The sequence below is a fragment of the Stieleria maiorica genome (genome assembly GCF_008035925.1).
Taxonomy (GTDB): Bacteria; Planctomycetota; Planctomycetia; order Pirellulales; family Pirellulaceae; genus Stieleria; species Stieleria maiorica.
Map to the genome: position 1 here is coordinate 110,299 of NZ_CP036264.1, position 23,026 is coordinate 133,324.

Annotated in this window: 12 protein-coding genes; 9 read left to right on the plus strand and 3 right to left on the minus strand. The window is 61.0% G+C overall.

Annotated features, from left to right (window positions below; translation table 11 throughout):
- Nucleotides 1-830: 830 nt before the first annotated feature.
- The 9 genes from Mal15_RS00435 to Mal15_RS00475 all read left to right on the plus strand — a co-directional run bounded on the left by Mal15_RS00435 (nucleotide 831) and on the right by Mal15_RS00475 (nucleotide 17,119).
- Nucleotides 831-1,850 (plus strand): glutamine synthetase beta-grasp domain-containing protein, encoded by a 1,020-nt coding sequence (locus tag Mal15_RS00435; protein WP_147865942.1) that lies wholly within the window; start codon nucleotides 831-833, stop codon nucleotides 1,848-1,850.
- Nucleotides 1,851-2,317: 467 nt separating this feature from the next.
- Nucleotides 2,318-6,580: a PVC-type heme-binding CxxCH protein gene (locus Mal15_RS00440; RefSeq protein ID WP_167546547.1), complete on the plus strand. Its 4,263-nt coding sequence runs from the start codon at nucleotides 2,318-2,320 to the stop codon at nucleotides 6,578-6,580.
- A 209-nt stretch (nucleotides 6,581-6,789) separates the two neighbouring features.
- Nucleotides 6,790-7,377, plus strand: a complete 588-nt coding sequence (locus Mal15_RS00445) for a peptide chain release factor family protein (RefSeq protein ID WP_199773785.1) — start codon at nucleotides 6,790-6,792, stop codon at nucleotides 7,375-7,377.
- Nucleotides 7,377-9,134, plus strand: a complete 1,758-nt coding sequence (locus Mal15_RS00450) for an FMN-binding protein (RefSeq protein ID WP_147865944.1) — start codon at nucleotides 7,377-7,379, stop codon at nucleotides 9,132-9,134. Before Mal15_RS00445 ends, Mal15_RS00450 begins: the two co-directional genes overlap by 1 nt.
- Before the next feature lie 328 nt (nucleotides 9,135-9,462).
- Nucleotides 9,463-10,587: a zinc ribbon domain-containing protein gene (locus tag Mal15_RS00455; RefSeq protein WP_147865945.1), complete on the plus strand. Its 1,125-nt coding sequence runs from the start codon at nucleotides 9,463-9,465 to the stop codon at nucleotides 10,585-10,587.
- Nucleotides 10,571-10,993 (plus strand): GntR family transcriptional regulator, encoded by a 423-nt coding sequence (locus Mal15_RS00460; protein ID WP_147865946.1) that lies wholly within the window; start codon nucleotides 10,571-10,573, stop codon nucleotides 10,991-10,993. The genes Mal15_RS00455 and Mal15_RS00460 overlap by 17 nt, the downstream gene beginning before the upstream one ends.
- Before the next feature lie 38 nt (nucleotides 10,994-11,031).
- Nucleotides 11,032-11,976, plus strand: coding sequence for an ABC transporter ATP-binding protein (locus Mal15_RS00465; protein ID WP_147865947.1), 945 nt, complete (start codon nucleotides 11,032-11,034; stop codon nucleotides 11,974-11,976).
- A gap of 255 nt (nucleotides 11,977-12,231) precedes the next feature.
- Nucleotides 12,232-14,640: a hypothetical protein gene (locus tag Mal15_RS00470; RefSeq protein ID WP_147865948.1), complete on the plus strand. Its 2,409-nt coding sequence runs from the start codon at nucleotides 12,232-12,234 to the stop codon at nucleotides 14,638-14,640.
- Nucleotides 14,641-14,653: 13 nt separating this feature from the next.
- Nucleotides 14,654-17,119, plus strand: a complete 2,466-nt coding sequence (locus Mal15_RS00475) for an ABC transporter permease (protein WP_147865949.1) — start codon at nucleotides 14,654-14,656, stop codon at nucleotides 17,117-17,119.
- A 24-nt stretch (nucleotides 17,120-17,143) separates the two neighbouring features.
- Here the strand turns inward: Mal15_RS00475 and Mal15_RS00480 are convergent, their stop codons facing one another.
- The 3 genes from Mal15_RS00480 to Mal15_RS00490 form a co-directional block, all read right to left on the minus strand.
- On the minus strand, nucleotides 17,144-17,782 hold the full coding sequence (locus Mal15_RS00480; protein ID WP_147865950.1) for a PDZ domain-containing protein: 639 nt from the start codon (nucleotides 17,780-17,782) through the stop codon (nucleotides 17,144-17,146).
- Between the two features lie 432 nt (nucleotides 17,783-18,214).
- Complete coding sequence (locus tag Mal15_RS00485; protein WP_233903204.1) at nucleotides 18,215-18,829, minus strand: hypothetical protein; 615 nt, start codon at nucleotides 18,827-18,829, stop codon at nucleotides 18,215-18,217.
- A 296-nt stretch (nucleotides 18,830-19,125) separates the two neighbouring features.
- Nucleotides 19,126-22,896, minus strand: coding sequence for a serine/threonine-protein kinase (locus Mal15_RS00490; protein WP_147865951.1), 3,771 nt, complete (start codon nucleotides 22,894-22,896; stop codon nucleotides 19,126-19,128).
- Nucleotides 22,897-23,026 lie beyond the last annotated feature (130 nt).

A 23,026-nucleotide genomic window follows, 5' to 3' on the forward strand; every position in this document is an offset into this window, starting at 1 on the left:
GAATCTCATCCGTTGCCGATTCACCGACGGTGTCGTCGGGGCATTCGGATGCTGCTGCCGCAAACCATTAGAACGGCGCCCCGCGACGACCGGTAGTGCGCCCGCCCACCGGCACGTGCGGGATCCGCGGGCAATCGACCTCCACGTGTTGACTTGGCGTCTGCGGGGTCCAGTTTGGCTCGACTCTATCCGTCGGGAACCGGAATCCACACAAATCCCAATGGCTGCCTTCTCCCGCGATCTGGCCTGGTTTTGCGCACAGAGAAGGGCTAAGGAAGTGGGGGCCAGCGGCCTACCACGCGGGTCAGTGCAGGTTCAATCGCCCCTGGCGTCGATCGGCGGCGGATAAGTCGCCTTCGCGCGGTCTATGGCCAACCGCAGCGGCCGCGGTCGGGGGCGTTCGAGACGGGAATTCGGCTTCGGATCGCCGGGAAAGTATTACTTACGGGGTGACGACTTGACTCTTTCGTGGTAGAAGAATCTGGTTATCGTATTTCTCTGTCGGTCGGCGGTCGTGTCAACGCGTTTGCATCGCCGCTGACCAGTCCAGGAGGACACCGGAGAACATCAGGAGCACGGTTCTTGCGGTAATCCGGTCGAAAGATCGGGGCCGGTAGTTGCTCAGAGGCGGTTGACACCACACTTGCAACTGGGCTGGCCGGATGGCCGAGTGCATCGGCGGCGGATCCATCGGATCCGGCACCCTGCATAAATCCATCTCGGATGCGTTAGGTAGACGTAGACATTGTTGTAACATGAAGGCAGCCCGTGCGCGCGGCGCGTGTCTTCCCAGGTCCACTCGTTTGATTCACCTAGGGGGAATCTCATTTATGACCAAGTGCAAGTTGGAATACATCTGGTTGGATGGCTATCAGCCGACGCAAAGCCTGAGAAGCAAGACCAAGATCATCACCGATTTCAGCGGAAACGTCGAAGACGCACCGATGTGGTCGTTTGACGGTTCATCTACCGAGCAGGCACCCGGCGGCGCATCGGACTGTCTGCTCAAACCCGTCAAAGTCATTCCCGATCCGGGCCGCATGGGCACCGGGTACTTGGTGATGTGCGAAGTGCTCAACGCCGACGGCACGCCGCACCGCACCAACGGCCGCGCCACCATCGACGATGACGATGGCGATTTCTGGTTCGGGTTCGAGCAGGAGTACACGCTTTGGGATCCCGGCACCAACCGGCCGCTCGGTTTCCCCGCCGAAGGCTACCCCGGACCGCAAGGGCCGTATTACTGCAGCGTCGGCAACGGCAAAGCCGTCGGCCGCGAGATCATCGAAGAGCATCTTGAGCTGTGCCTGGAAGCCGGTCTGAACGTCGAAGGCATCAACGCCGAAGTGATGATGGGCCAGTGGGAATTCCAAGTCTTCTCCAAGGGTGCCAAAGACGCCGGCGACCAAGTCTGGTTGGGCCGCTACATTTTGGATCGTGTCGCCGAAGCCCATGGCGTCGGCATCAACTACCACTGCAAGCCGGTTCCCGGTGACTGGAACGGCAGCGGCATGCACGCAAACTTCTCCAACAGCACGCTGCGAACCTGCGGCAGCCAAGAGGTTTACGAAGCGATCTGCCAAGCCTTTGAGCCGCGGATCAAAGAGCACATCGACGTCTACGGTGCCGACAACGAGCAACGCTTGACCGGCCTGCACGAAACGCAGTCGATCGACAAGTTCAGCTACGGCGTTTCCGACCGCGGTGCTTCGATTCGGATCCCGATCGGCACGGTCGAAAATGGTTGGAAAGGTTGGTTGGAAGATCGACGTCCGGCCTCCAACGCTGACCCGTACATGGTCGCCAGCGCGATCATCGCGACGGTCAAAACGGCTGCGGTCCCCGCCTAGGTTGACGCCCCCCGCGGGTCATCGATCCGCCCCTGAAATGAAACCCGAGCCCGGTTGCGGTTGATCCGCGATCGGGCTTTTTTGTTGGGGTTGGAAACCGCTGTGTGACGTCCTTTCGGGGTCGTCGCGCCGAGTCCCAGTCGCGACGGCCCGGAAGGGCCATCGTACTTCCAGAAAGCTGCGTCGCAGCGAACGGGAATCGCCTAAAGGCTAGACACCAGCGTTTGAGACCAACATGCACTGAAATAAACGTGCGCTGAAAAAACAGGGGTGTCGGACGATCCGACCGATCGACTGATGGTTCGGCCCCGCTGGCCAGCTACAATGTCCGTCCCCGCCTTTCCTTGGTCTTGCCCGTTTTCCGCTCCATCCCACCACGGACCGACTTGATGATTTCGTCTGGCCCTCGCCTTCTGTCCCTCTCCGCGCCCCTGTTCCAGATTCTGTTCCTTTCGCTCGCTGTGATCATGGCTGGTACCACGGCCCGTGCCGCCGATCCGCTGCAATTGCGCGACGGCGACCGCGTCGTTTTGATCGGCGACGGGCTGATCGAGCAAGAACAGTACTTCGGCTGGATCGAGTTGATGATGACCACCGCGTTTCCCGACGCCGACGTCACCTACCGCAACCTCGGCTGGAACGGCGACACGCCGGCGGGTGACTCGCGCGAGGGGCTCAGTCTGGTCCAGGCCGGTCATGAACCCGCCGGGGAAGGCTGGCGGCAACTGGAAAAGCAACTCGAATTGACCCGTCCCACCGTCGCCGTTGTGGGTTACGGCATGGCAAACGCGTTGGAAACGTCGACGAACACCACCGACGCGGCCAAGGTCCAGTCGATCGTCAAGTTCACCGAAGACCTTCAGCGGCTGGCCGATCGGATCAAGCAAATCAATCCCGATTGCCGGTTTGTATTCTTGTCGCCGATTTCACCGGTCGGTCCTTCCGTTCTGACCCCCGAAATGGTCAAGGCCTATGGAGAATTGATCGCGCAAGTGTGTGACAAGACCGGTGGTCACTTCGTCGATCTGACGCGGGTCGCCGACAGCACGAACGAGCGCAAGGACCCCGTGCACCTGAACGGTGAAGGCTACAAAGCCGCCGCCGTTGCGATCGGAGCATCATTGGGAATCGATCGCGGGGCTTGGAAAGACAGCCCGCAAACTGAATCGCTGCGGCGCGTGATCTTGGAGAAGAATCGACTGTGGTTCCACCGTTCACGGCCGGCCAACATGGCCTACGTGTTCGGATTTCGGAAACACGAACAGGGGCAAAACGCCGTCGAGATCCCGCAGTTCGACCCGTTGATCGAACAGGAAGAAGCCAAGATCGCTTCGCTGCGACAGTTGAACGCCGATGACGCCCGCGACGCCGCGACGCGATTGGAATCCAAGTACGCGGAATTCACCCCCCAGCCGACGCCGGACTTCGTCGTCGCCGACGGGCTGGAGGTTTCGTTGTGGGCCGAAAACCCGATGTTGAACAAACCGATCCACATGAACTTTGACCCGCAAGGTCGGCTGTGGATCGCCAGCAGCGAAGCCTATCCGATGATCGAGGTCGGGCAGGCGATGCCCGACAAGGTTCTGGTGTTGGAAGATTCCAACCACGACGGCACCGCGGACAAATCGACCGTGTTCGCCGACGGATTGTTGATTCCCACCGGGATCGCTCCGGGCGACGGCGGGGTCTACGTGGCCCAGAGCACCGATTTGTTGTTTCTGGAAGACACCGACGGGGACGGCAAGTCCGATCGCCGCGAGCGAGTGCTCAGCGGATTCGGCACCGAGGACACGCACCACAACTTGCACACGTTGTTGTTCGGTCCCGACGGGCGTTTGTACATGAACCAGTCGGTTTACACCCGCACGGATGCCGAGACGCCGCATGGTGTGGTTCGATTGAAAGCCGGCGGTGGATTTCGATTCGATACCAAGCACCGGCGGATGGACGTTTTCTTCCGCGGTCTGTGGAACCCCTGGGGACACCAGTTCGACGCCCTCGGTCATTCATTCATGACCGATGGAGCGGGCTTTGCCGGCATCGCGTATGTGTTTCCCGGGGCGAGATTCAACCCGACGCCAGGCACACGGCAACAACTGGATTTGATCAGCCCCGGCAACTACCCCAAGTTCTGCGGCGGAGAAATCGTCTACGGTGAAAGCTTCCCCGCGGACTGGCAGGGTTCGTTGGTGACCTGTGACTTTCGGGCCAACCGCGTGACCCGGTTTTCGTTGTCGCAGACGGACTCGGGATTCGTGACGACACAAGAAGCTGACTTGATCCGCACCACCGCCAGCACGTTTCGCCCGATCGATATCAAACAAGGTCCCGACGGGGCGCTGTACATCGCCGACTGGTCCAACCCGATCATCAATCATGGCGAAGTCGATTTCCGCGATCCCAGGCGCGACCGCTGGCACGGTCGCATTTGGCGGGTCACGGCCAAAGACCGTCCGCTGCACAAGCCGGTCGATCTGACCGTACAGAAAACCGAAACGCTGATCGACCATCTGTATTCGGGCGATCGCTACCTGGCCGACCAGTCCCGCCGCGTCTTGATCGAGCGCGGTGACCACACCGCGACCAAGCTGGACCGGGTATGGAGTTCGGCGAAGGCACCCGCGGACCGATTGGCCGCCGCGCGTCTGTCAGCCGCGGTCGGTATGCCAAATTCAGCATGGTTGCAAGCCTTGTTGGACGATTCGGCAGGCGACGTGCGTGCCGCTGCGACGCGGATCTTGGCCGATTGGTCCGATCCGACCGACCCGACGGCGAGCATTCAGAGAGAACAAGCGTTGGCATGGTTTGCCGACCGGATCGCCGACCAGCACCCGCGAGCTCGACTGGAGGCCATCCGCGGCTTGGCAAAACTCGGCGGCGTCGATGCGATCCGGCTGTCGCTGCGGGCGCTCGACCAGCCCACCGATCGATTCCTCCAACACGCCCTGTTCTTGAACGTCGACGAAAACACCGACGCGCTGATCAAGGACCTGCGCGATCCGGTCTGGAGCACGGCGGAGAATCAAAAGCAACTCGAATTTGTCCTGACCAGCGTTCAGCCGGCCCAAGCGACCGAGTTTCTGGCGGGCTACTTGGCCAACAACGGCCTGCCGCGCGACGGTTCGGGGCCCTGGATCGGTCTGATCGCCAAAGCGGGCAGCGGCAAAGAGCTCGCGATTCTGTACCAACATGCGATCGGCGGAAAACTGGACCCCGCCGCGACCGCCGAAGCGTTGACGGCGCTTCAAAACGCGAAACGGCTTCGTCGTCTGGCACCGAAACCCAACGGCCAACCCGCCGAAGACTTGAAACCGCTGCTGTCCAGTTCTGACTCGGCAGTCCAGGCCGCGGCGATTGAACTGTGCGGCGTCTGGCAACTTCGCAAACTGATCCCCACGTTGACGGAGCTTGCCGCCGACGAGCAACTCGATCCATCGACCCGCATCAAAGCCGTCAGCGCGCTGCGATCTTGCGGCGGCGACGCGGCAACGCGAGCGCTGCTGTCGCTGCTGAGCGATGAAGCGACGTTCGAATTCAAAGCGTCGTTGGTTGCGGCGCTGGCCGGGACGGACGGCGCACAAGCCGTCCGGCCGTTTTATGACACGCTGGCTGGCGTTGAAGACGAGGCATCGGCGCTCGCCTTGTGGCGCGCGATGTTGTCGGCCAAAGACGGCGAAGCGTTGCTGGTCGGTTCGTTGCCGGCCGATGGTGTCTCCGAAGTCGCCGCCCGCGCCGGCGTCCGCGCCGCCCGAGAAGGCGGTCGCAACGCCCAAGCCTTGGTCGATGCGTTGATGCCGATGAGCGGATTGACGATGACCGCCGACAAGTGGACGCCCGAGCGGAGTGCCGAATTACGATCGCTGGTGGCAGCCAAAGGTGACCCGGCACGCGGCGAGATGATTTATCGCCGCAGCAGCCTGCAGTGCGCCAGCTGTCATGCGATCGGTGGTGTGGGCGGAAAGGTCGGTCCCGACATGACCAGCTTGGGTGCCAGCGCGCCGGTCGACTACATCATCGAATCGATGTTTGATCCCAATGCCAAGATCAAAGAGAACTACCATGCGGTGACCGTGCTGACCGAAGAAGGTCAGGTTTATTCCGGGATCGAATCGGGCAGCACGGACGAGGAAATGGTGCTGCGTGATGCGACCAACAAACTGGTCCGGATTCCCGAAGCGGAAATCCTGCAGGTCAAACCCGGCAAGTCGTTGATGCCCGCCGGGTTGCTTGATCGCGTGTCGCAACAAGATCAACTGGATTTGATCCGCTTTCTGACCATGCTGGGAAAACCGGGCGAGTACGACGCCAGCCGACAGACGGTCGCGCGGGTGTTGGAGGTGTTCGCCGGGTCACACCGGATTGAACAGGAGGGCAACCAGGGGATCGTGTCCGGGGAGCGGACCGAGGGTTGGAAACCGCTGCAAGCGCGGGTCAGCGGAAAGATCGAAAAGGCGACGTTGGAAGCCATGACCGCCCAGCCCCGGCACACGTCGCTGGTCAACATTTACCTGCGGACGCAAGTCGAAGTCGGCTCGGACACGGCCGCCGAGTTCTCGATCGACAACATCGACCGCGCCAACGTCTGGGTGGACGGACAAGCGGCCGGGACGATCGACGATCCGATCAAGCTGTCCCCAGGCAAACACACCGTGCTGTTCCAAATCGACGGCCGAGGCCTGCCCGAATCGATCACGATCCGCAGCGAGCAAGTGACGTTCATCAGCGAGTGATGTGCATGGCCGTTGGCCAATTAATTCACCACCGCGCCGGGTTCCTGGGGCGATGCTCCAGGCTATGGGTATGCATGGCCGTTGGTGTGCGCGCCTCTCTCTCGCTGCGTCGCAGCGAATAGGAATCGCCTAAAGGCTAGACACCAACGGGCGCGTGAATTCTCTATACTGGTCGGGCTCTCGTTTTTGCCTCCTTCATCGACCTTGTGATGTCATCCAAACCCACCGCGATCGTCCCTGATGCGACTTCGCGGATGGAGTGCCGGGTGGTCGATCCGCCGCATCCGGCGGTGGTCGACGGCGGTCGGTTGCTGGCGGGCTGTGAGCTGCGCACGCAGCGGCGGAGCGGTCCGGGCGGTCAGCACCGAAACAAAACCAGTTCCGGCGCGTTCCTGACCCACCGGGCGACGGGAATCGTCGGCGAAGCGACCGAGCGGCGTAGCCAGGCACAAAACCGTGACGTGGCGCTGATGCGATTGCGTTACCTGTTGGCGATCGAGATTCGCACGCCCAGCCCGCTCGATCCGACCGCCTGGACAGCCAACCCGGAGGAGGATGCGATCCGCCGCCGCTACGCGAACCATTCGCTGCGACTGAATGACGCCAACGACGACAAGCCGGCCGTGTTGGCGTTGGTGCTGAATGATCTGTGGGTGGCCGGGGGACAGCCCAGTTTGCTCGCGCCGTCGTGGTCGGTGTCGACCAGCAAGATCGTTTCGCTGATCCGGTCTTACGGCCCGGCACTTGCCTGGGTCAACCGAGTTCGCAGCCATCATCAACGGTTACCGCTGCACTGATGAATCGCCAAGGGTCCTTTCGCGCCACCGTTGTGCACAGTGTTCGCGCTTGTGTCGTCGCCGCGCTGTTGCTGATGATCCCGTCGCCGCGCCGCGACATGCCACCGCCGACCGAAGCCACACCATCGCCGAGTGTGGATGTGATCCGGCCGTTTCTGCCGACGGCAAGTGTTGTCGACGGCGACAAGGATGCCAACGGATTTTGGACCGTCCGCGATGCCGATGGTGCCGTGATCGGGCGTGTCGCCAGGACCTTACCCGAAGCGTCCCAGATCATCGGCTACCGCGGACCCAGCGAAGCGATGATCGTCGTCGATGGGGATTTGAACTTGATTGCTGTCGATCTGATCAGCAGTGCGGACACCGAAGAACACGTCACTGCGGTCGAGAACGACGCCGAGTTCTTTCGACAGTTCCTCGACTGGACCTGGGCGGGTCCACCGCCGGGGAAAAAGGTCGATGCCGTCTCCGGTGCAACGCTGACATCACTGGCCCTGGCCAAGGGGGTGCTCCGCCGGATCGGCGGTGACGTGTCTTCGTTGGTGTTCCCCGAGCAGCTGACCATCGAGGAGTTGCAAGGCTGGTTTGCGGAAACGTCATCCAGTCGCACCGAAGCGGATGTTGTGATCGCCCTGGATGCAAACGGCGACGAACTCGGCCGACTGATTCGCACCGGGCCGCTTTCTGATTCGATCATCGGTTACCAAGGGCCGACGGAATTGTTGATCAATGTCGAACCGGGCGATCCGATCGAGGGCACCGAGACACGACCGTTGATCGTGGCCGACATCAAGCTACGGTCCTCGTTCGACAACCAGCCCTACGTCCGCTACTGCAAGACCGAGTACGGTTTCTGGGCCCTCTTTGAGGGCAAGACGGTCGCCGAATTAGCGGCGATGGATTTGCAAGAAGAACGGGTTGAGGGTGTTTCCGGTGCGACGATGACTAGCATGGCGATCGCCGAAACCCTGGTCGCCTCGGCCGATCGATTTCACGCGAGACAACAACGGCGGGCCGAATCGGATGCCAAAAGGCAATCTATTTGGAATCGATCGGCCGAATGGCTCTCCGGCGGCGGGGAGATTCGAATCACGGCGGCGGATGTCGGTTGCGTGATCGTGTTGTGCTTGATCCCGCTGTTTCGAATGCGTGGCTGGTTTCGCGGGTCTCGGATCCGCAAGGCTTGGTTGTTGGCCGTGATCGCAGTGATCGGACTGTGGTCGGGAAATCTGATTTCGTTGGCCCTGATCAGCGGTTGGAGCGGTGGAGGGATTGCTTGGCGATTGGCACCCGCACTGGCGGCGATTGCGGTCGTGGCGTTTGTCGCGCCGGTCGGTTGGAAGTCCAATCCCTACTGCAACCACCTTTGCCCGCACGGGGCGCTCCAGCAATTGATCCGGCCGCACCACCGGAGCAAACGATTTTGGAAACCGCCGGCCGCACTGCTGGCCGTGTTGAAATACATCCCGGGGACGATGCTGGTCGTGGCGTACCTCACGCTGCTGCGTTTCCCCGCGGTCGACTTGTCGTCGTGGGAGCCCTTCCACGCCTATCTTTACACGATCGCGCCTTGGACGGCGCTGGTCTTGGCCGGTTTGACGCTGTTGTTGTCGGCGCTGGTGCCGATGGGATATTGCCGACTGGGCTGCCCCACGGGGCGATTGCTCGATTACCTGCGCCGCAGTGCCGGCAGCGATCGGTTGCAGATCGCCGATGGTGTCGCGATCGGGTTGTTGATTGTCGCAATCCTAGTGTGATACGGATCCGGCAACCGCTGCTGTTTCGCCTTGAGGCGATTCTCGGGTCGTCGCCCGTGGGGCTCGGCGCGACGACCTAAAAAGGACGTCGTACATCAAGCCGCAGACCGATTTCAGATTGTACGATGACCCTTCCGGGCCGTCGCCCGTGGGGCTCGGCGCGACGACCTAGAAAGGACGTCGTACATTAGCCGCAGACCGATTTCAGATTGTACGATGGCCCTTCCGGGCCGTCGCCCGAGGGGAGTAGCGCGACGACCACGAAAGGACGTCGTCCAACCAGCCCTTGCGTCTGACCTTGTTGGCCGTCCAATGTTAGACTGCCGCGATGAGTTCGTTCCAACAAACCTGCCCGTCATGCAGCGCGTCGCTGGAGTTGCCGATCGAAGCCGACGGCAAGGCGGCGGTCTGTCCGGCCTGCCAATCCCAATTCACCGCCACGGCACCCTCGGCCGCCAAACTGGATGCGGTCGCGGCGCCTGAGCCTGTGCCGCAAACCACTCCCGCAGCGAGTTATCAAACAATCACGATCGAACGCATCTGGACGGACACACAGTCGGTGCTTTCGGAGAGACGTCGTCCGCTATTCGTGCCGTTTCTGATTCCGTCGGTCCTGGTGTTGTTGGGATTGGTCGTTCCGCTGGCGCACCTGAATGATTTGGCCATCACGAACCGGCCGCTGGCATTAAGGTGGCTCGCCATCGGATCGCCTTGGTTTTTGCTGTTGATCGTCTATTCGGTCTGGTTTGCGCTGAACCTGGCGGTGGACGTTTGTGACGCCGAGCCGGATGAGAACGGTGAAGTGCCTCCACGGACTCGCTCGTGGTTCGTTCCAAGCGTTGCCGTGTCGGGGGCGCTCTTGATCACGTTGGCGACCGGCATGTTATTTGTTGCGGTGATCCTCGGTGTGGCGATCGTGATGATCAATGCGGCCAGCGGCGTTCAGGCGACGGAGATCCGTCTGTTGACGACAATCGGCGTGTTTCTGGCAAGTGCTTTGGCACTGACGTTCACGGCGATGCGGCTGTGGCCCGTCGTGCCGCTGGCGATGGACGGTCGATGCGGGGGAGCGGTCATTCGCGAGTCGATCGAGATGACTCGGGTAAATCCGATGACGTCGTTCTTCCTGGTCGTGGTGATGTTTGTTGCCCTGGGAGTCGGGTTCAGCCTGTTCGGGCTGGGGTTGCCGCTGGCGATGCCGTTTGTCTCCCTGGTCTGCGTGATCGCGTTTCGATCGATCGCCGGGCGTCGGATCCCGGCACTCGGCGGTGAGGGGCAGTCGCGGAAGCCGCCAAGACTTTCGCGATTCGCCGAGGCGGGCCGAAACGCTTGGCGAGTTCCGCTACCTCAACCACAAAACTCCTTGACACCGCCTCCGGATCGGTGTACCATGACACGGGTACACCGAAGGCCGCTTTCACATGGGGATGGCTTGGATGTTCTTTTCGATTGACGCCGATGGCGATATTCCGATCTACGAACAAATCGTTCGTCAGGTCAAACTGGCCGTGGCCGACGGAATCTTGGTCGGCGGCCAGATGGTCCCCAGCGTTCGCCAGCTGGCCAGCGATTTGGCGATCAATTCCAACACGATCGCGCGAGCGTATCAGGAATTGCAGTCCGATCACGTGCTGGAGCCGCTGCGGGGACGCGGCATGGTAGTGCGTCGCGATGCGATGAAGCGTTGCACCAAGGCGCGAAATTCTTTGGTCGCCGAAAGTGTTCGGCGGGCGCTGGCCGACGCTCTGGCCGGTGGCATGACGACCACGGAACTGCGTGAATTGTTTGAAACGGAACTGGATCGACAGTCCGCGATCATTGAAAAAGCGAAATACGTCTCCGGCAACGGCAACGCCTGACTCTTCTCCACTTGTCTTCTATCGGGAAGCATTCTGACATGAACGCAGTCATCTCTTTACAAAACATCAGCAAATCGTTCGGTCGCAATCGGGCGCTCGTCGACGTCAGTTTGGAGATCCCCAAGGGCGTCGTCTTTGCATTGCTCGGTGAAAACGGCGCCGGCAAAACGACGATGATTCGGATCTTGACCGGATCGTTAAAGCCCGACAGCGGATCGGCGTCGGTGTTGGGAATGTCGTGTTTGAAAGACGGCCAGAAGATCCGCCAACAAACCGGTTACGTCTCCGACGCGCCGGCGATGTATGAATGGATGACGGCCGATGAGATCGGGTGGTTCACGTCGGCGTTTTACGACGACGAGTTTCCGACGCGTTATGCGGAAACGCTGATGGGATTTGATGTGCCGCCGGGCGTCAAGTTGAAAAACATGAGCAAGGGCCAGCGCGCAAAAGTCGCACTCGCGCTGGCGACGTCTCACGATCCGGAGTTGTTGATCCTGGATGAACCGACCAGCGGGCTCGACCCGATGGTTCGTCGTCAGTTTTTGGAATCGATGGTTGATCGGGCATCGTTGGGCCGCACGGTGCTGCTTTCCAGTCACCAGATCAACGAGGTCGAACGGGTGGCGGACTGGATCGGCATCCTGCATCAAGGCGATTTGAAACTTGTTCAGCCGCTGGAGGCGCTGCGTGATTCGACGCGTGTCGTCACCGCAACGTTGGAACACGGTGATGCCGCCGTCGTGATGCCGCGCGGCGAAGTTTTAACCGAAGCGAGAAACGGGCGGCAGATGCGCTGGGTCGTCCGCGACTTGGCCGACGACTGGCGCAGCGACTACGGCGACGATTCCGGCGTGATCAAAGTCGACGAGGAGACGCCGACGTTAGAAGAGGTTTTTGTGGCGGTCTGCGACACCAACGCGGTCCGGCCGACGCAGCAGCGAGAAACGACCAACCCCGAGCCGGGCGTGCCGGCGGTGTAACGGCGTGTTGATTGAATCTGATCAAACGTGGGAATAGCCGTTTCGCGCGAGCGTACGGTCCTGAAACGTCAAGAACACATACCTCGTTCCAAGGCTCCGCCTTGGAACGCACTGCAGGTGTGGCTCCCGCCACACCTACCGCGTGCAACCCGAGGCGGAGCCTCTAGAAACTTCCGTTCCCAGGCGGAGCCCGGGAACGAGACCTCAACGCCTATGCCCGAGCCATTCGAACCATCGCCTACTTGGAACCGATCGATGAACCGGAAAGTGATGCAGCGTTTGATGTGGAAAGACGCGCGAACGCTGGCGCCGTTGGCGGTCGCGACGGTGATGGCGATCATCGGATTCAACGCGTTGTGGTGGTTGATCGCCGACACGGTGACGGATCTGCACCATGAAACACGACTGGGCCTGGCGCGAATGATTTGGATCGTGCTGCCAAATCTGCTCGCCTTCGGTGCACCGGCGCTGTTGGTCGGCGGTGAAGAGGAAAGTGGATCGCTGGCGTGGCTGCGGACGTTGCCTGCCAGTTGGCGTGGGGTTTCGATCAGCAAGTTGCTGGTCGCCTTGGCGGCATTGGTGGGCGTTTGGATGCTGGGCAGTTTTCTGTATTGGTTGCAGTGGGTGATTCTGCCCGAACATGTAGTCGCATGGGCCGAGAATACGGGCAACCTGCCGGATTGGTCTGCGGTCGCCGTCGTTCCCAATTGGGTGTTCAGTCTGGCATTACTGCTGACCGGTTTTATTACGGCGTATTGGTTTCGGTCACCGATCAACGCGCTGTTGGCGGTGTTGCCGGCGATGATTGTGTTTGCGATCGCGTTTGTCAGCGTCGAGGAATACCTGCTGGAAACGACGCTGCAGGGGCGTCCGCGATGGCAATCAATTTCGGCGCTGCAGTTCTGGTCGGTGCTGACGTCGCCGATCGTTGTGGCGATCGGTTTGCTCTTTGCACTCCATCAGTGGATGGCTAGACGTCGGCTGGCCGGTCCCGATGAATCGCTCGGCAGGCGGATCAAGCAGCGTGTCTCCGGCGACGCCTTTCGACCACCCAGCACGGTGCCGACCTCGTGGTACGGTGTCTCGTTGATCCATCGGCGTCCGACCAAAACGCAGGCGCTGTTGTGGCAGGCCGCGCGGCAGAACGTTTGGATTCTATCCATCATGACGCTGCTCGGGGCACTCGGCATCACGGCCGCTGTCTGGGGACGAAGCGCCGGTGAAGAACTGGCCAGCTTGGTGGCCGCGGTGGCCTTGTTCGGGATCGCCGGATCGACATTCTACGGCGATTCGGTCCGTCGCCGCGGTGTGTTCCTGGCCGACCGCGGTGTGTCAACGACGTTGATTTGGCGGACGCGGTTGATGCCGACGGCGATCGCGGTCGCAATCGTTTTCCTGGCGATGTCGGCAAGCCAGTTGCTTTGCAGCATGGTGTACCCTGGGGGACTGCAGTCCGATGAGTTTCTGTTGTGCACGCTGTTGATCTTTGTCGGCTACGCGCTGTGCCAATTGGTCTCACAGTGGGCGCCGCGGCCGGTGTTTGCCTTTTTGGCCGCGCCCGTATTCGCGGTGTTGGCGTTCCTGTTGTTTTACCCGCTCTTTGACGCCTACAACGAAGGCGCTCTGTGGGCGGCGCTGGTGTCGATCCCGGTGTTTTTGTTCGCCTCGTGGCGGCTGACACCGCGTTGGTTGTCTGGATCGATGGGGCGGGATTACACCGCGCGATTTGTCGGTTACTTCGCGCTGGCGTTGGTCTTGCCCTACCTGTTGGTTCTAGCAACGCGAATTGCGACGACCCCCGCCGAACAGACGCAGTGGCGGACCCGGATGTTGGCCTATCAGTTTCCGCAGCGACCGGCGGGTGACAAACCCATCCAGATCTTTGCGGCAGGCGCCCCGAACGAGGACGTGTTTTGGAACACTCACCTGCGTGTCGAATTGCTGTTTTCGCCCAAAAGTGATCGGTTCGACGAACGAATGGCGCTGGAATTGGAGTCTGAGACGAGCGTCGGTGAATTCGTTTCGTTCGATGAATTGGTCGCCCGCATTCCCTATTGGCCCGAAGGATATACCGCCGGAGCAGACGCGGGTTCACTTGGCCGCTTTGGCACCGATCAAATCAATGTCGAATTGCGTGTCGCCCGGGTGTTGTTGAAATGGTCACGGATGGTGCGTGAGGAAGCCCGTTTGGGCCGAGCTGCATTCCAGCAGATGAGTGAAATTACGGAATATGCCGAATGGTGTGCCGCAGAGATTTTGCACCGACATCTCGACGAACACAGTTTGACGCCAAAAATCAGCAGAGAACTGGTCGGATTGTTTCCCGACGATTCGCTGGTCTTGGAGTCTCGTCGCAACAGCCTGATCAAGTCTTGGCAATATGGAGCGGCCGAGCCTGATCCATCAACCTACTTTGGCATCAGACCATCGCTCCCACAGATCGAGTTCATTCGATCGATTGAGTCGCTACGGCGGGAACGATTTGTCGATCAAACAGTGATGCTTGCCGAACAGCATTGGCGATCGGGATCGATGGCCGGAATCTGGACCGTTCCAAACTTCACGCACTCGGCGGCCGAAGCAGGTTTGTACGAAGTGTTTCGTCCGATGTTTTGGTGGCAAGGTGTGGAGTCGATCGAACGTTTGAAGAACCGCGTCCGGTAAGTGGAGCACGACGATGAACCATAAAATCCTGCAGCGAATGATTTGGAAAGACGCGCGTACGGTTCGGGCGTTGGCGATCGCCACGCCGGCGATGATCGTGGGCTTCTTCCTGTTGTTGGGGTTGTTCACCGGATTCACGCACGTCGGAACCGAGCGGATGGGGTTGGCCTATGCGATCTGGATGCTGCTGCCGATGTTGATCGCCTGTGGTGCGCCGGCCGTGTTGATCGGTGGTGAAGAAGAGAGCGGCTCGCTGGCTTGGTTGCAAACCCTTCCCGCCGGCTGGAAAACGATCGCGGCGAGCAAGTTGTTGGTCACCAGCGTCTGTTTGTTGCTGGCTTGGATCGTCGCGACCGGTTGCTTTCTGATGTATTGGTCTGCGCTCAGCGATTATTGGATCAATCGGATTCGCCAAAGTAGCGGACTGCCCGAGCCGTTCTGGATTCACTGCGCCGGCGCGGTGGCTCTGAGCATCGCGGTGATGTTGTCCAGCTTTACGACGGCCTATTGGTTTCGCTCACCGATCACGGCTCTGGTACTGTTGTTCCCGCTGTTGATGGCAGCGATTTGGGCGGTCGTCTATGCGTCAATCATCATCCTTCCCGCGGCACAGTTTCGCGGTCCGCCGCAGCGGGTGATCGAGCAGAACACCGGGACGTTCGCCTTGCTGATCGCGGTGGCGTTGCTGTTGCTTGCCGGGCTCAGTCTGCTGGCCGCCTGGCGGCGATTGACTTGGCCGGAATCTCGGGGTGCGGGGCGAGTGCTCGCAGATTCGCCGACGGGTGCGTTTCGACCTCCCCCGGACGTGACGTCGTCCAAGCTGGCCGGGGCGATGGTGTTCGGCCGGCCACGACCGCTGTTCGCGCTGTTGTGGTTGCAGGTGCGGCCGATCCGTTGGCAGCTCGTCTTGCTGACGATGATGGCGATCGCCGGTGCTTTGTTCACTGCGTTGCCGAATAACGAGTTCTTGGTGGTCGGCTATTCGATTTCCATCTTGCCGTTGTTCATGATCGCCGCGCTGACGTTCTACAGCGATTCGGTGCGGAAACGATGTGTGTTCTTGTATGACCGCGGCATCTCTCCGACGAGGGTCTGGTTGACGCGCGTCGGACCGACACTGTGTGCCACGGCCATCGTCCTTGCAATCATGGTGTTGGCGGGAACCTATCGCGAGGCGTCGGGTGTCGACCGCGAGGTTGCGTGGAGCTGGGATAATCGGTTGGTGATCACCGCCATGGTCGTCATTGCGGGGTTTGCACTGACGCAATTGGTTTCTCAGTGGTCGCCACGTCCGACGTTGGCGTTTTTTGCCGGTCCCGTGTTTGTTCAATTGGCGGCGTTTGTCCTGGCCGGCTTGCTGATGTTCTACACGCGTGCCTCTGCCGTGTTGCTTTTGTCGTCGGCAATCCTGCTGCTGGCATCATGGCATCTGACGTCGAAATGGATGGCCGGAGAGAAGGGGAAAGTCTACGTGGCACCGATGGTCGGTTTTATCGCCGCCGCGTTGTTTTTGCCCTATGTGGTGCTGCTCGCGGCACGCTATGTGACCACGCCCGCCCCTCGTGTCGCGTGGCGACAACAGATGTATTCCATCGAATTGCCCCACGTCGATCCGACTGCCGACAAGGTTGCGATCTTGGATCCGGCCTACGTTCGGCGACTTGAAACATTGGCCTTGAAGCCGGCCGTGAGTCAGGAAGGGCGCCAGGACCGCATCGCAAAGGAGTTGGCCGCGACCGAAAGCATCGGTCAGCATGTTTCGTTCAAGGAGGTCATGCAGGTCCTGAACGTGCATTCCGATTCCCGAATGCAACTTCATCAAGACTTTGCGCGATTCAATCTCGCAGCCTACTTGGATCCCCACGTGTATCCGGCGGCCGAGCGATTTGATGCGTGGCGAACGTTGCAGTTTGATGCCGTGCGGGTGTTGCTGAAGTGGTCGCGCGAAACTCGGGAACAAGCGGTCAGGGGCGGGGTGAATTTCAATGTCTTGATGGGCGTTGCCGAGGTCGCTGATTTGGTGGCCGGACGCGTCATCAAGGCCTATGTCGACCAGGACGGGATGACACCGGAATTGAAGGAATTGATTCAGTTGGTTCCGCAGCAGGATCTCGTCCAACAGTCTCGACGCAACAGTTTGATCCGCAGTTGGCGTCAGTATCAGTCGAAGTCGCTGGGGGAACAGTTCGCCGGCGAGTACAGCCACAAGCCGACGCAGTGGTGGTTGGCGGTCGAACGGGCACGGGCCGACCGTTACGTCGACGAACTTTGCAAGTACATGTTGGACCAGTGGGAAAGCGGCGAGAATTTTCGCTATGACGGGTTGGCCGAGATCCAGAGATTGGAACATGAGGCGTATCTGGTCAGCGGCCAGGCGGTGTCCAACTATTTCCAAGATCCGGAATTGAGTGAACGGATCATGATCGCTGTTGATGCCGATTGGTCGATGGATCAGGTGCGTCGGCAGGTCGCCGACTAAACATGATTGCGTCACCCGGTTTGCTCATCGTGCCTGTCGCAAGGCGTCGCGGACTTCACGTTTGACGGCTTCGCCGATCGCGCTCTGCTGTAGTTGTTGCTCGATCTCTGCCGCGGTGCCTCGCAAACGGATCGGATCGTCGGCCAACTCCGGCAGCGACATCTCGATCGCGATTTGGTCCCCCGCACGACTGATCGAGACGGCGCGACTGCCCGAACCGGAACTGATCGCCGAGGCACTGGCACTGGTTCCGGTCGGTGGATTGCCCGGAATCGGGGGGCCGAACATTCGGTCAAAGAAACGGTGTTCGGCGACGGTGGGATGCAGCACGCGAGTCCGACCACGACGCAACACGACGATCGGGAACGAGGAGTCCGGAGTGTCCAGCGAATCGTCGGCCAAAACCGCTCGTCCGCCGGCTTCCAGCAAGATGTCGCCGTCGCGGAGTCCGGTTTTGGCCGCAGCCGACTCCGGTAAGACGGACTCAATCAACACACCGCGTTGCCGCCCGAGGATCGGAAGGTGCAGACGCAGCAGGGGCGGGACCGGTTTGAGCGTCAATTCGCCCTGGGGCTCGGCGGCCGTCGGGGGCGGCACTTGGGCGACGACGGCGAGCGAAAGGAGCAGTGTTGCGGCGGTTCCGCTGAGGAGTCGAATGGACATGGGATGGGTCCTGAAGAATTGGAGTTGGAATGCGTCTGTCTCGTTCCGAGGCTCCGCCTTGGAACGCAATGCGAGTGTGGCTCCGGCCACACACCGCGTGCAACCTGAGGCGGAGCCCGGGCTGCGCAAAATCGTTCGATGCGTTCGCGTTTTCGTTCGTAGGATTTTGGCTTTTTCGATTCCGCGAAATCCTCTTGGGATCAGCCGTTTGGCGCCAGCCTACGGGCTTCATGGACGCTGGGCCTCCATCGACTCCGGTGCCCGAACGCTTGCGCGAATCGGCTGATGTCACTCGTGTTTCGTCGCCCGATGTCGGCTGTGAGTCGACCGTCCGTCGCGGAATGATTTCGTTTGAATTCTGAACCACCTCAGAATCCCGGTTTTGCGCAGCCCAGGCGGAGCCTGGGAACGAGGGGCGGCGTTGGGTTCGGTTTAGCGGCCGAACATTCGGATCCCGCCGCTGCGGATGACACGGTTCGTCATCGTGCGGCCTCGCGAGGAGGTCGGTTGCGAGTAGGCCGGTTGGCTGTATGTCGTTTGCGGCTGATAAACCTGACCGCCCCACTGCCGGGTATGGCTCTTGGAATAGGCTTTGGTGTGCTGTCCGAATCCGGTCGAGTGGCTACCACCGTAGACTTTGCCGCCGGAGGTCGTCCCGGTGTGTCCGCCGCTGATCACGCGTCGGTTTCCGCCTTGGGAAACGACCCCGCCGTGGCTGACGTGGGCTCCGCCGCGTCCGATGTTCAGTTGCACGTTGTGGGCCGCCCCGCCTTGGCCGGCACCGACCCCGATCGAGTTGCTCAGGGCGATGCCGTTGGGGCCGGCGCCGAGAGCAAATCCGTGGCCGAAATCGACCCCGCTTTTCGAACTGCTGCGGGATTTCGCGATTTGGATCATTCCCGACGCGTTGGCGCCGGATCCGGCTTTTCCGCGGGCGATGTCGACCCAGGATCCCGCCGATTGGGCGGAGACTTGGGTCGGTGAGCAAGCCAGTGCGGCGGTGAACAGGGCGGCAGCAGCGACGGTCAGCAGGGTGGAGCGTTTCATGGTTCTCGCGGGCGTTTGGGGTGTTTTAAAGCGAATGAGTTGCCTTTCACACGACCCTGCGAGAGCCCCCGAGAAACCCCTGAAACAAAAATGGAAAAAAAATGCCAGCGGGAAGCGAGAGCGAGCGGCCCCCCATGCCAGCACGTGTCCGGCTGGCATGCCGCCTCGGGGACCGTGTGTTCCCGGGCGGGAGCCCGGGAACAAGGGGCGTGGGCCGCTCGCTGACGCTTCCCGCTGGCATGCGTCTCGGGAACAAGGGTGGCGTGGGCCGCTCGAAGACGCTTCCCGCTGGCATGTCACTCTTTCTGCGTTTGACTTTCGCAGGTCAGATCATCGATCCACAGTGTGCCCGATCCTCTGGCGACGATTTTGATTCGGACCGGGATGATCGTGCCGGGGGCAACGTGTTGCCCGTCGGCGGACTGTGTCACCCGCAGCGATCCGGCGACCCTCCGCCATGGGTACGTCCCGGCATCGAATTCCATTAGCGTCTCGCCATTGGGACCCAGGATTCGCATCGCAGCTTCGGAGACGTTTTCAGCTTTGACCCAGCACGACAGCGAGTACTGCCGGCCGGCGACGACGGAAAACTCCTGTCCGGTTCTTCCTGCGGGGGTGTTGCCGGGAGGGGGCTCATCGAGAGTGGAGGCTTCGATTCGCAGCGAGTGGTTTCCGGTATGGGCTTGCCGGGAGATCTGTGCGGAGCAATGGAATCCGGGAGTGGTTTCCCATGGTGCCCCGGAATCGGAACTCCAGTAACGCATCGAATCGAGTTCGAAGCCGCCGTTCAAGATCGACGCGGCGGTCACGCGTTCGGGCTGCGCCGCCGGCATCACTTCGATCTTGGTCGCCCGTGGCAGCTTGGCCAGCGACGTGATGAATCCTTTTAACGCGTCGACTCGGATTTGGTCGACCGGTTCGGCATGCGTCATGCGATTCAGTTCGCTCGCGATGGTTCGCACGGTGGACAGCAAATCGCAAGCCGGTTCCACGTCAAGCGCGCGTCGAACGGCAACCTCTGCGGTCACGAGGTCACCGGCGAGTGCCGCGTTTCGGCAGCGTCCGAGCGCCGCGGCTGCTTGGTTTTCTCCCGTCAGCGCCGCGTTCTCGGCGGTCAAGAACATTTCCGCCGCTTCGGCGAACCGGTCTTGCCGTTCCAGACACTGTGCCAGGCCGAAGGCACCCAGCGGATGATCGGGATCGACATCGACCACCGCTCGGAAATCCACGTGGGCGGTTTCCGAGGCGCGCTCGCGCAACAAGATCATGCCGCGAATGGCCCGCGCGTCGATGTTGTCGCTCTCGACCGCCAGAGCGGACTCGATCGCCGCCAAGGCCTCTTCTTCACGGGCTTGATTGAGTCGGACGCCGGCCAAGGCGGTGAAACCAACGACGCGATCGAAACGCATGTCCGATTTCGGTTTGGCCAGTTGTTGCTGCAGCCAGTCGCCGATTTCAGCCCGTCCCCGCAAATCATCCACGGCGACGAACCGCACGTCGGCGATGTCTCCCAGGGGATAGGTGTCGATGGCGGTCTTGATCCACAATCGCAGCGCCCGATCGACCTGGTTCACCTGGGCGTATGCCTGTCCCGCCTGCCATCCGACCCAGGGATGGGAATCGTAGGATCGCATGGCGCGCTGTGCGTCCTCCAAACTCCATTGCAACCGTTCGGTGACCCGCCGGCGACGTTCGCCGGGGCTGTAACGTTGGTCTTTGGCGATCAAGTCGGCCTGCCAGCGATAGGTGCTGGATCGATCGGCAAAGGCAAAACATCGCTGCGGCAACAAAGTGATGCATTGTCCGAAGGCGTGTAGCGCCGGTGCCAGGTCTTCCCAGTGCAGGTCGTCACGACGCTCGGCGATCAAGTAATGGACTTGCCCAAGCCCCAAGTGGGTTCCGTAATATTTGGGGCGCAGCGCCGCCGAGCGTGCAAAAAGATCACGGGCGGTCAGCAATGAATCGTCGCCTTGGTAGCCGCGAAAGACCAATTCGAAACTGGGGTCGATCGCCGCGATCATGCTCAGCACCGCCAGGGAGTGGGCATCGGCGCCGTTACGGGTTTGCCCCAAGTCTCGGCCCTGCAAACGCGTCCCCTGGCCCAGTCGCATCTTTGCGATCGATCGGTACAGCCGCGTCGACTCCGAGACGCGAAATCGATCGATGCGATCACTGACCACCAATGCGGCTTGGGCTTCGGTCATCCCGGCGTTGGTGGTCAGCAGCCGCCCGGCCGCTCGCAGCATCGCACCCGCACCGCCGACGCGCCCTTGGCCGGACAGTCGGACGCCGATCGATTTGACCAACATGGCGTCCATCAACATCAATTGCTGGTAGACGTCCCACTGGAGCCGATCGAGTTGTTCGGCCGACAGATCTTTGTCGGGCAGCCCCGACCACCAATCGGCGCGGTCCCAGATTCCCAATCGTTTCAGCGCGGTCGTGCAGGCCAGCAAGGCTTTGGTGTCACGGCTGAGCACATTCTGTTGCTCGACGGTTTCGGCGAGTGCGTAGAAATCGACGAGGGCTTTCAGACGGTCGGCCTGGTGCCCGATCCGATCGGCTTGGTCAGCCAAACGGGGTTCGGATTGCAGGCTGGGCAGGGCGTTGCGCAGGACATCCAAGGCGGATGAGAATCGGTCGCGGGAGACTTCGATCTGGGCCAAGGTTTCCGCGGCGTCGGCGGCCGTTTGCAACTCGGCAAGCCGCTGGCGATCTTTGGTTTCCAATTCCAAGCGTTTGGAACGACGCTCCTGTTCGGCTTGTAGCTTGCGGACGTTGGCCACGTTCCAAAGGATGGAACCCAACACGCCGCCGATGGCCAACAGCACGACGGCCACGGCGAGGGTGCTGGTGGCCGTTCGATGGCGTCGCATCCAGCGATTCATCCGCACCGCAATCGAATCGGTGTGAACGGAGACGGCTTGATCAGCCATCCAGCGATTGACGTCGTCTGCGATTTGGTTCGGGTCTGCATAGCGGTCTGCCGGTTCGGTCGCCATCGCTTTCAAACAAATCGACTCCAGCGGCGGCGGAATGTTGGGGGCGATCTCACGGGGGCGAGTCAGGGTTCCGGCGGCGATGCGTTCAAGTAAACGGGTGATGGAATCTTCATGGTGTGGCGGGCGACCGGTCAGGATTTGATACAGGGTTGCACCGAGCAAATAGACATCGGTCCGCGTGCCGATCGATTCCAACTGTCCCCGGGCCTGTTCGGGGCTCATGTATTGCGGCGTGCCGACGGTTCCGCCGACGCGTGTCGGCGTCGAACCATCGCCTTGGGCTAGCTCTCGTGCCAGATCGGCCGTCATCGATTCGTCGACCGGTTCGTCCAACAATTTCGCCAGCCCCCAGTCGACGACCAGTGTTTCACCATACGGGCCCACCATGATGTTGGACGGTTTGATGTCTCGGTGCAGGACACGTCGGCTGTGCGCGTACTCGATGGTGTTGCAAACGTCGACGAATCGTGACAGCAGGTCTCGCAATTGCAGTCGCTTGACGTCGTCGGAATCGGAATGTTGCAGCCGACGGTGATAACGCTCGATGGAGTCCTTCATCGTGTCGCCTTCGATGAACCGCATCGCATAGTAGCGCTGCCCGTCTGGCCAGGTGCCCATCGCATAAACCGGGACGATCCCCGGGTGTTCCAGCCGACCGGTGACCTTGGCTTCTTGGAGGAATCGTTGTTGGGCCTCGTTGTTGTCGGCCCAGCGTGGTTTGATTCGCTTGACCGCCACGTCGCGATCGAGTTGGCGGTCGTGGGCCAACAAGACTTCACCGAGACCGCCTTGGCGATAGGCGCGCAAGATGCGGAATCGATCGCTGCCATCGCCGACTGATTCAACGGGCGGATCGGTTTCCGGGGCGGGAGTGTCGTTTGCAAAGAGATGCGAGCGCAGAAACGCTCCGTCACCGGCTTGCCGATCGGCTTGAATCAAATCCATCACGGCGGCGCGCAGCGTTGCGTCGTCACCGCAGCGTCGATCGAGAAACGAAGAGAGCTGATCCGGGGGCAACTCGACCGCCTCTAGAAAGATCGCTTCGATGTTCTTGCGGTCGGGCATGGAATTGGATGCGTCAGGTCACATTGTCGCGTTCCCAGAGTCCGGCCTGGGGACGAGTTGGCGTGAGGCTCCGCCTCCGTTGCGAGTCGGAGCCTCGCAACGAGTCTGTGTCGGGAACGGCCGAAACTCT

Bases quoted from the DNA above. Each gene is read 5' to 3' on its own strand.
- Mal15_RS00435 (WP_147865942.1), top strand. From the start codon at position 831: ATGACCAAGTGCAAGTTGGAATACATCTGGTTGGATGGCTATCAGCCG.
- Mal15_RS00440 (WP_167546547.1), top strand. From the start codon at position 2,318: ATGGCTGGTACCACGGCCCGTGCCGCCGATCCGCTGCAATTGCGCGAC.
- Mal15_RS00445 (WP_199773785.1), top strand. From the start codon at position 6,790: ATGTCATCCAAACCCACCGCGATCGTCCCTGATGCGACTTCGCGGATG.
- Mal15_RS00450 (WP_147865944.1), top strand. From the start codon at position 7,377: ATGAATCGCCAAGGGTCCTTTCGCGCCACCGTTGTGCACAGTGTTCGC.
- Mal15_RS00455 (WP_147865945.1), top strand. From the start codon at position 9,463: ATGAGTTCGTTCCAACAAACCTGCCCGTCATGCAGCGCGTCGCTGGAG.
- Mal15_RS00460 (WP_147865946.1), top strand. From the start codon at position 10,571: ATGTTCTTTTCGATTGACGCCGATGGCGATATTCCGATCTACGAACAA.
- Mal15_RS00465 (WP_147865947.1), top strand. From the start codon at position 11,032: ATGAACGCAGTCATCTCTTTACAAAACATCAGCAAATCGTTCGGTCGC.
- Mal15_RS00470 (WP_147865948.1), top strand. From the start codon at position 12,232: ATGAACCGGAAAGTGATGCAGCGTTTGATGTGGAAAGACGCGCGAACG.
- Mal15_RS00475 (WP_147865949.1), top strand. From the start codon at position 14,654: ATGAACCATAAAATCCTGCAGCGAATGATTTGGAAAGACGCGCGTACG.
- Mal15_RS00480 (WP_147865950.1), bottom strand. From the start codon at position 17,782: ATGTCCATTCGACTCCTCAGCGGAACCGCCGCAACACTGCTCCTTTCG.
- Mal15_RS00485 (WP_233903204.1), bottom strand. From the start codon at position 18,829: ATGAAACGCTCCACCCTGCTGACCGTCGCTGCTGCCGCCCTGTTCACC.
- Mal15_RS00490 (WP_147865951.1), bottom strand. From the start codon at position 22,896: ATGCCCGACCGCAAGAACATCGAAGCGATCTTTCTAGAGGCGGTCGAG.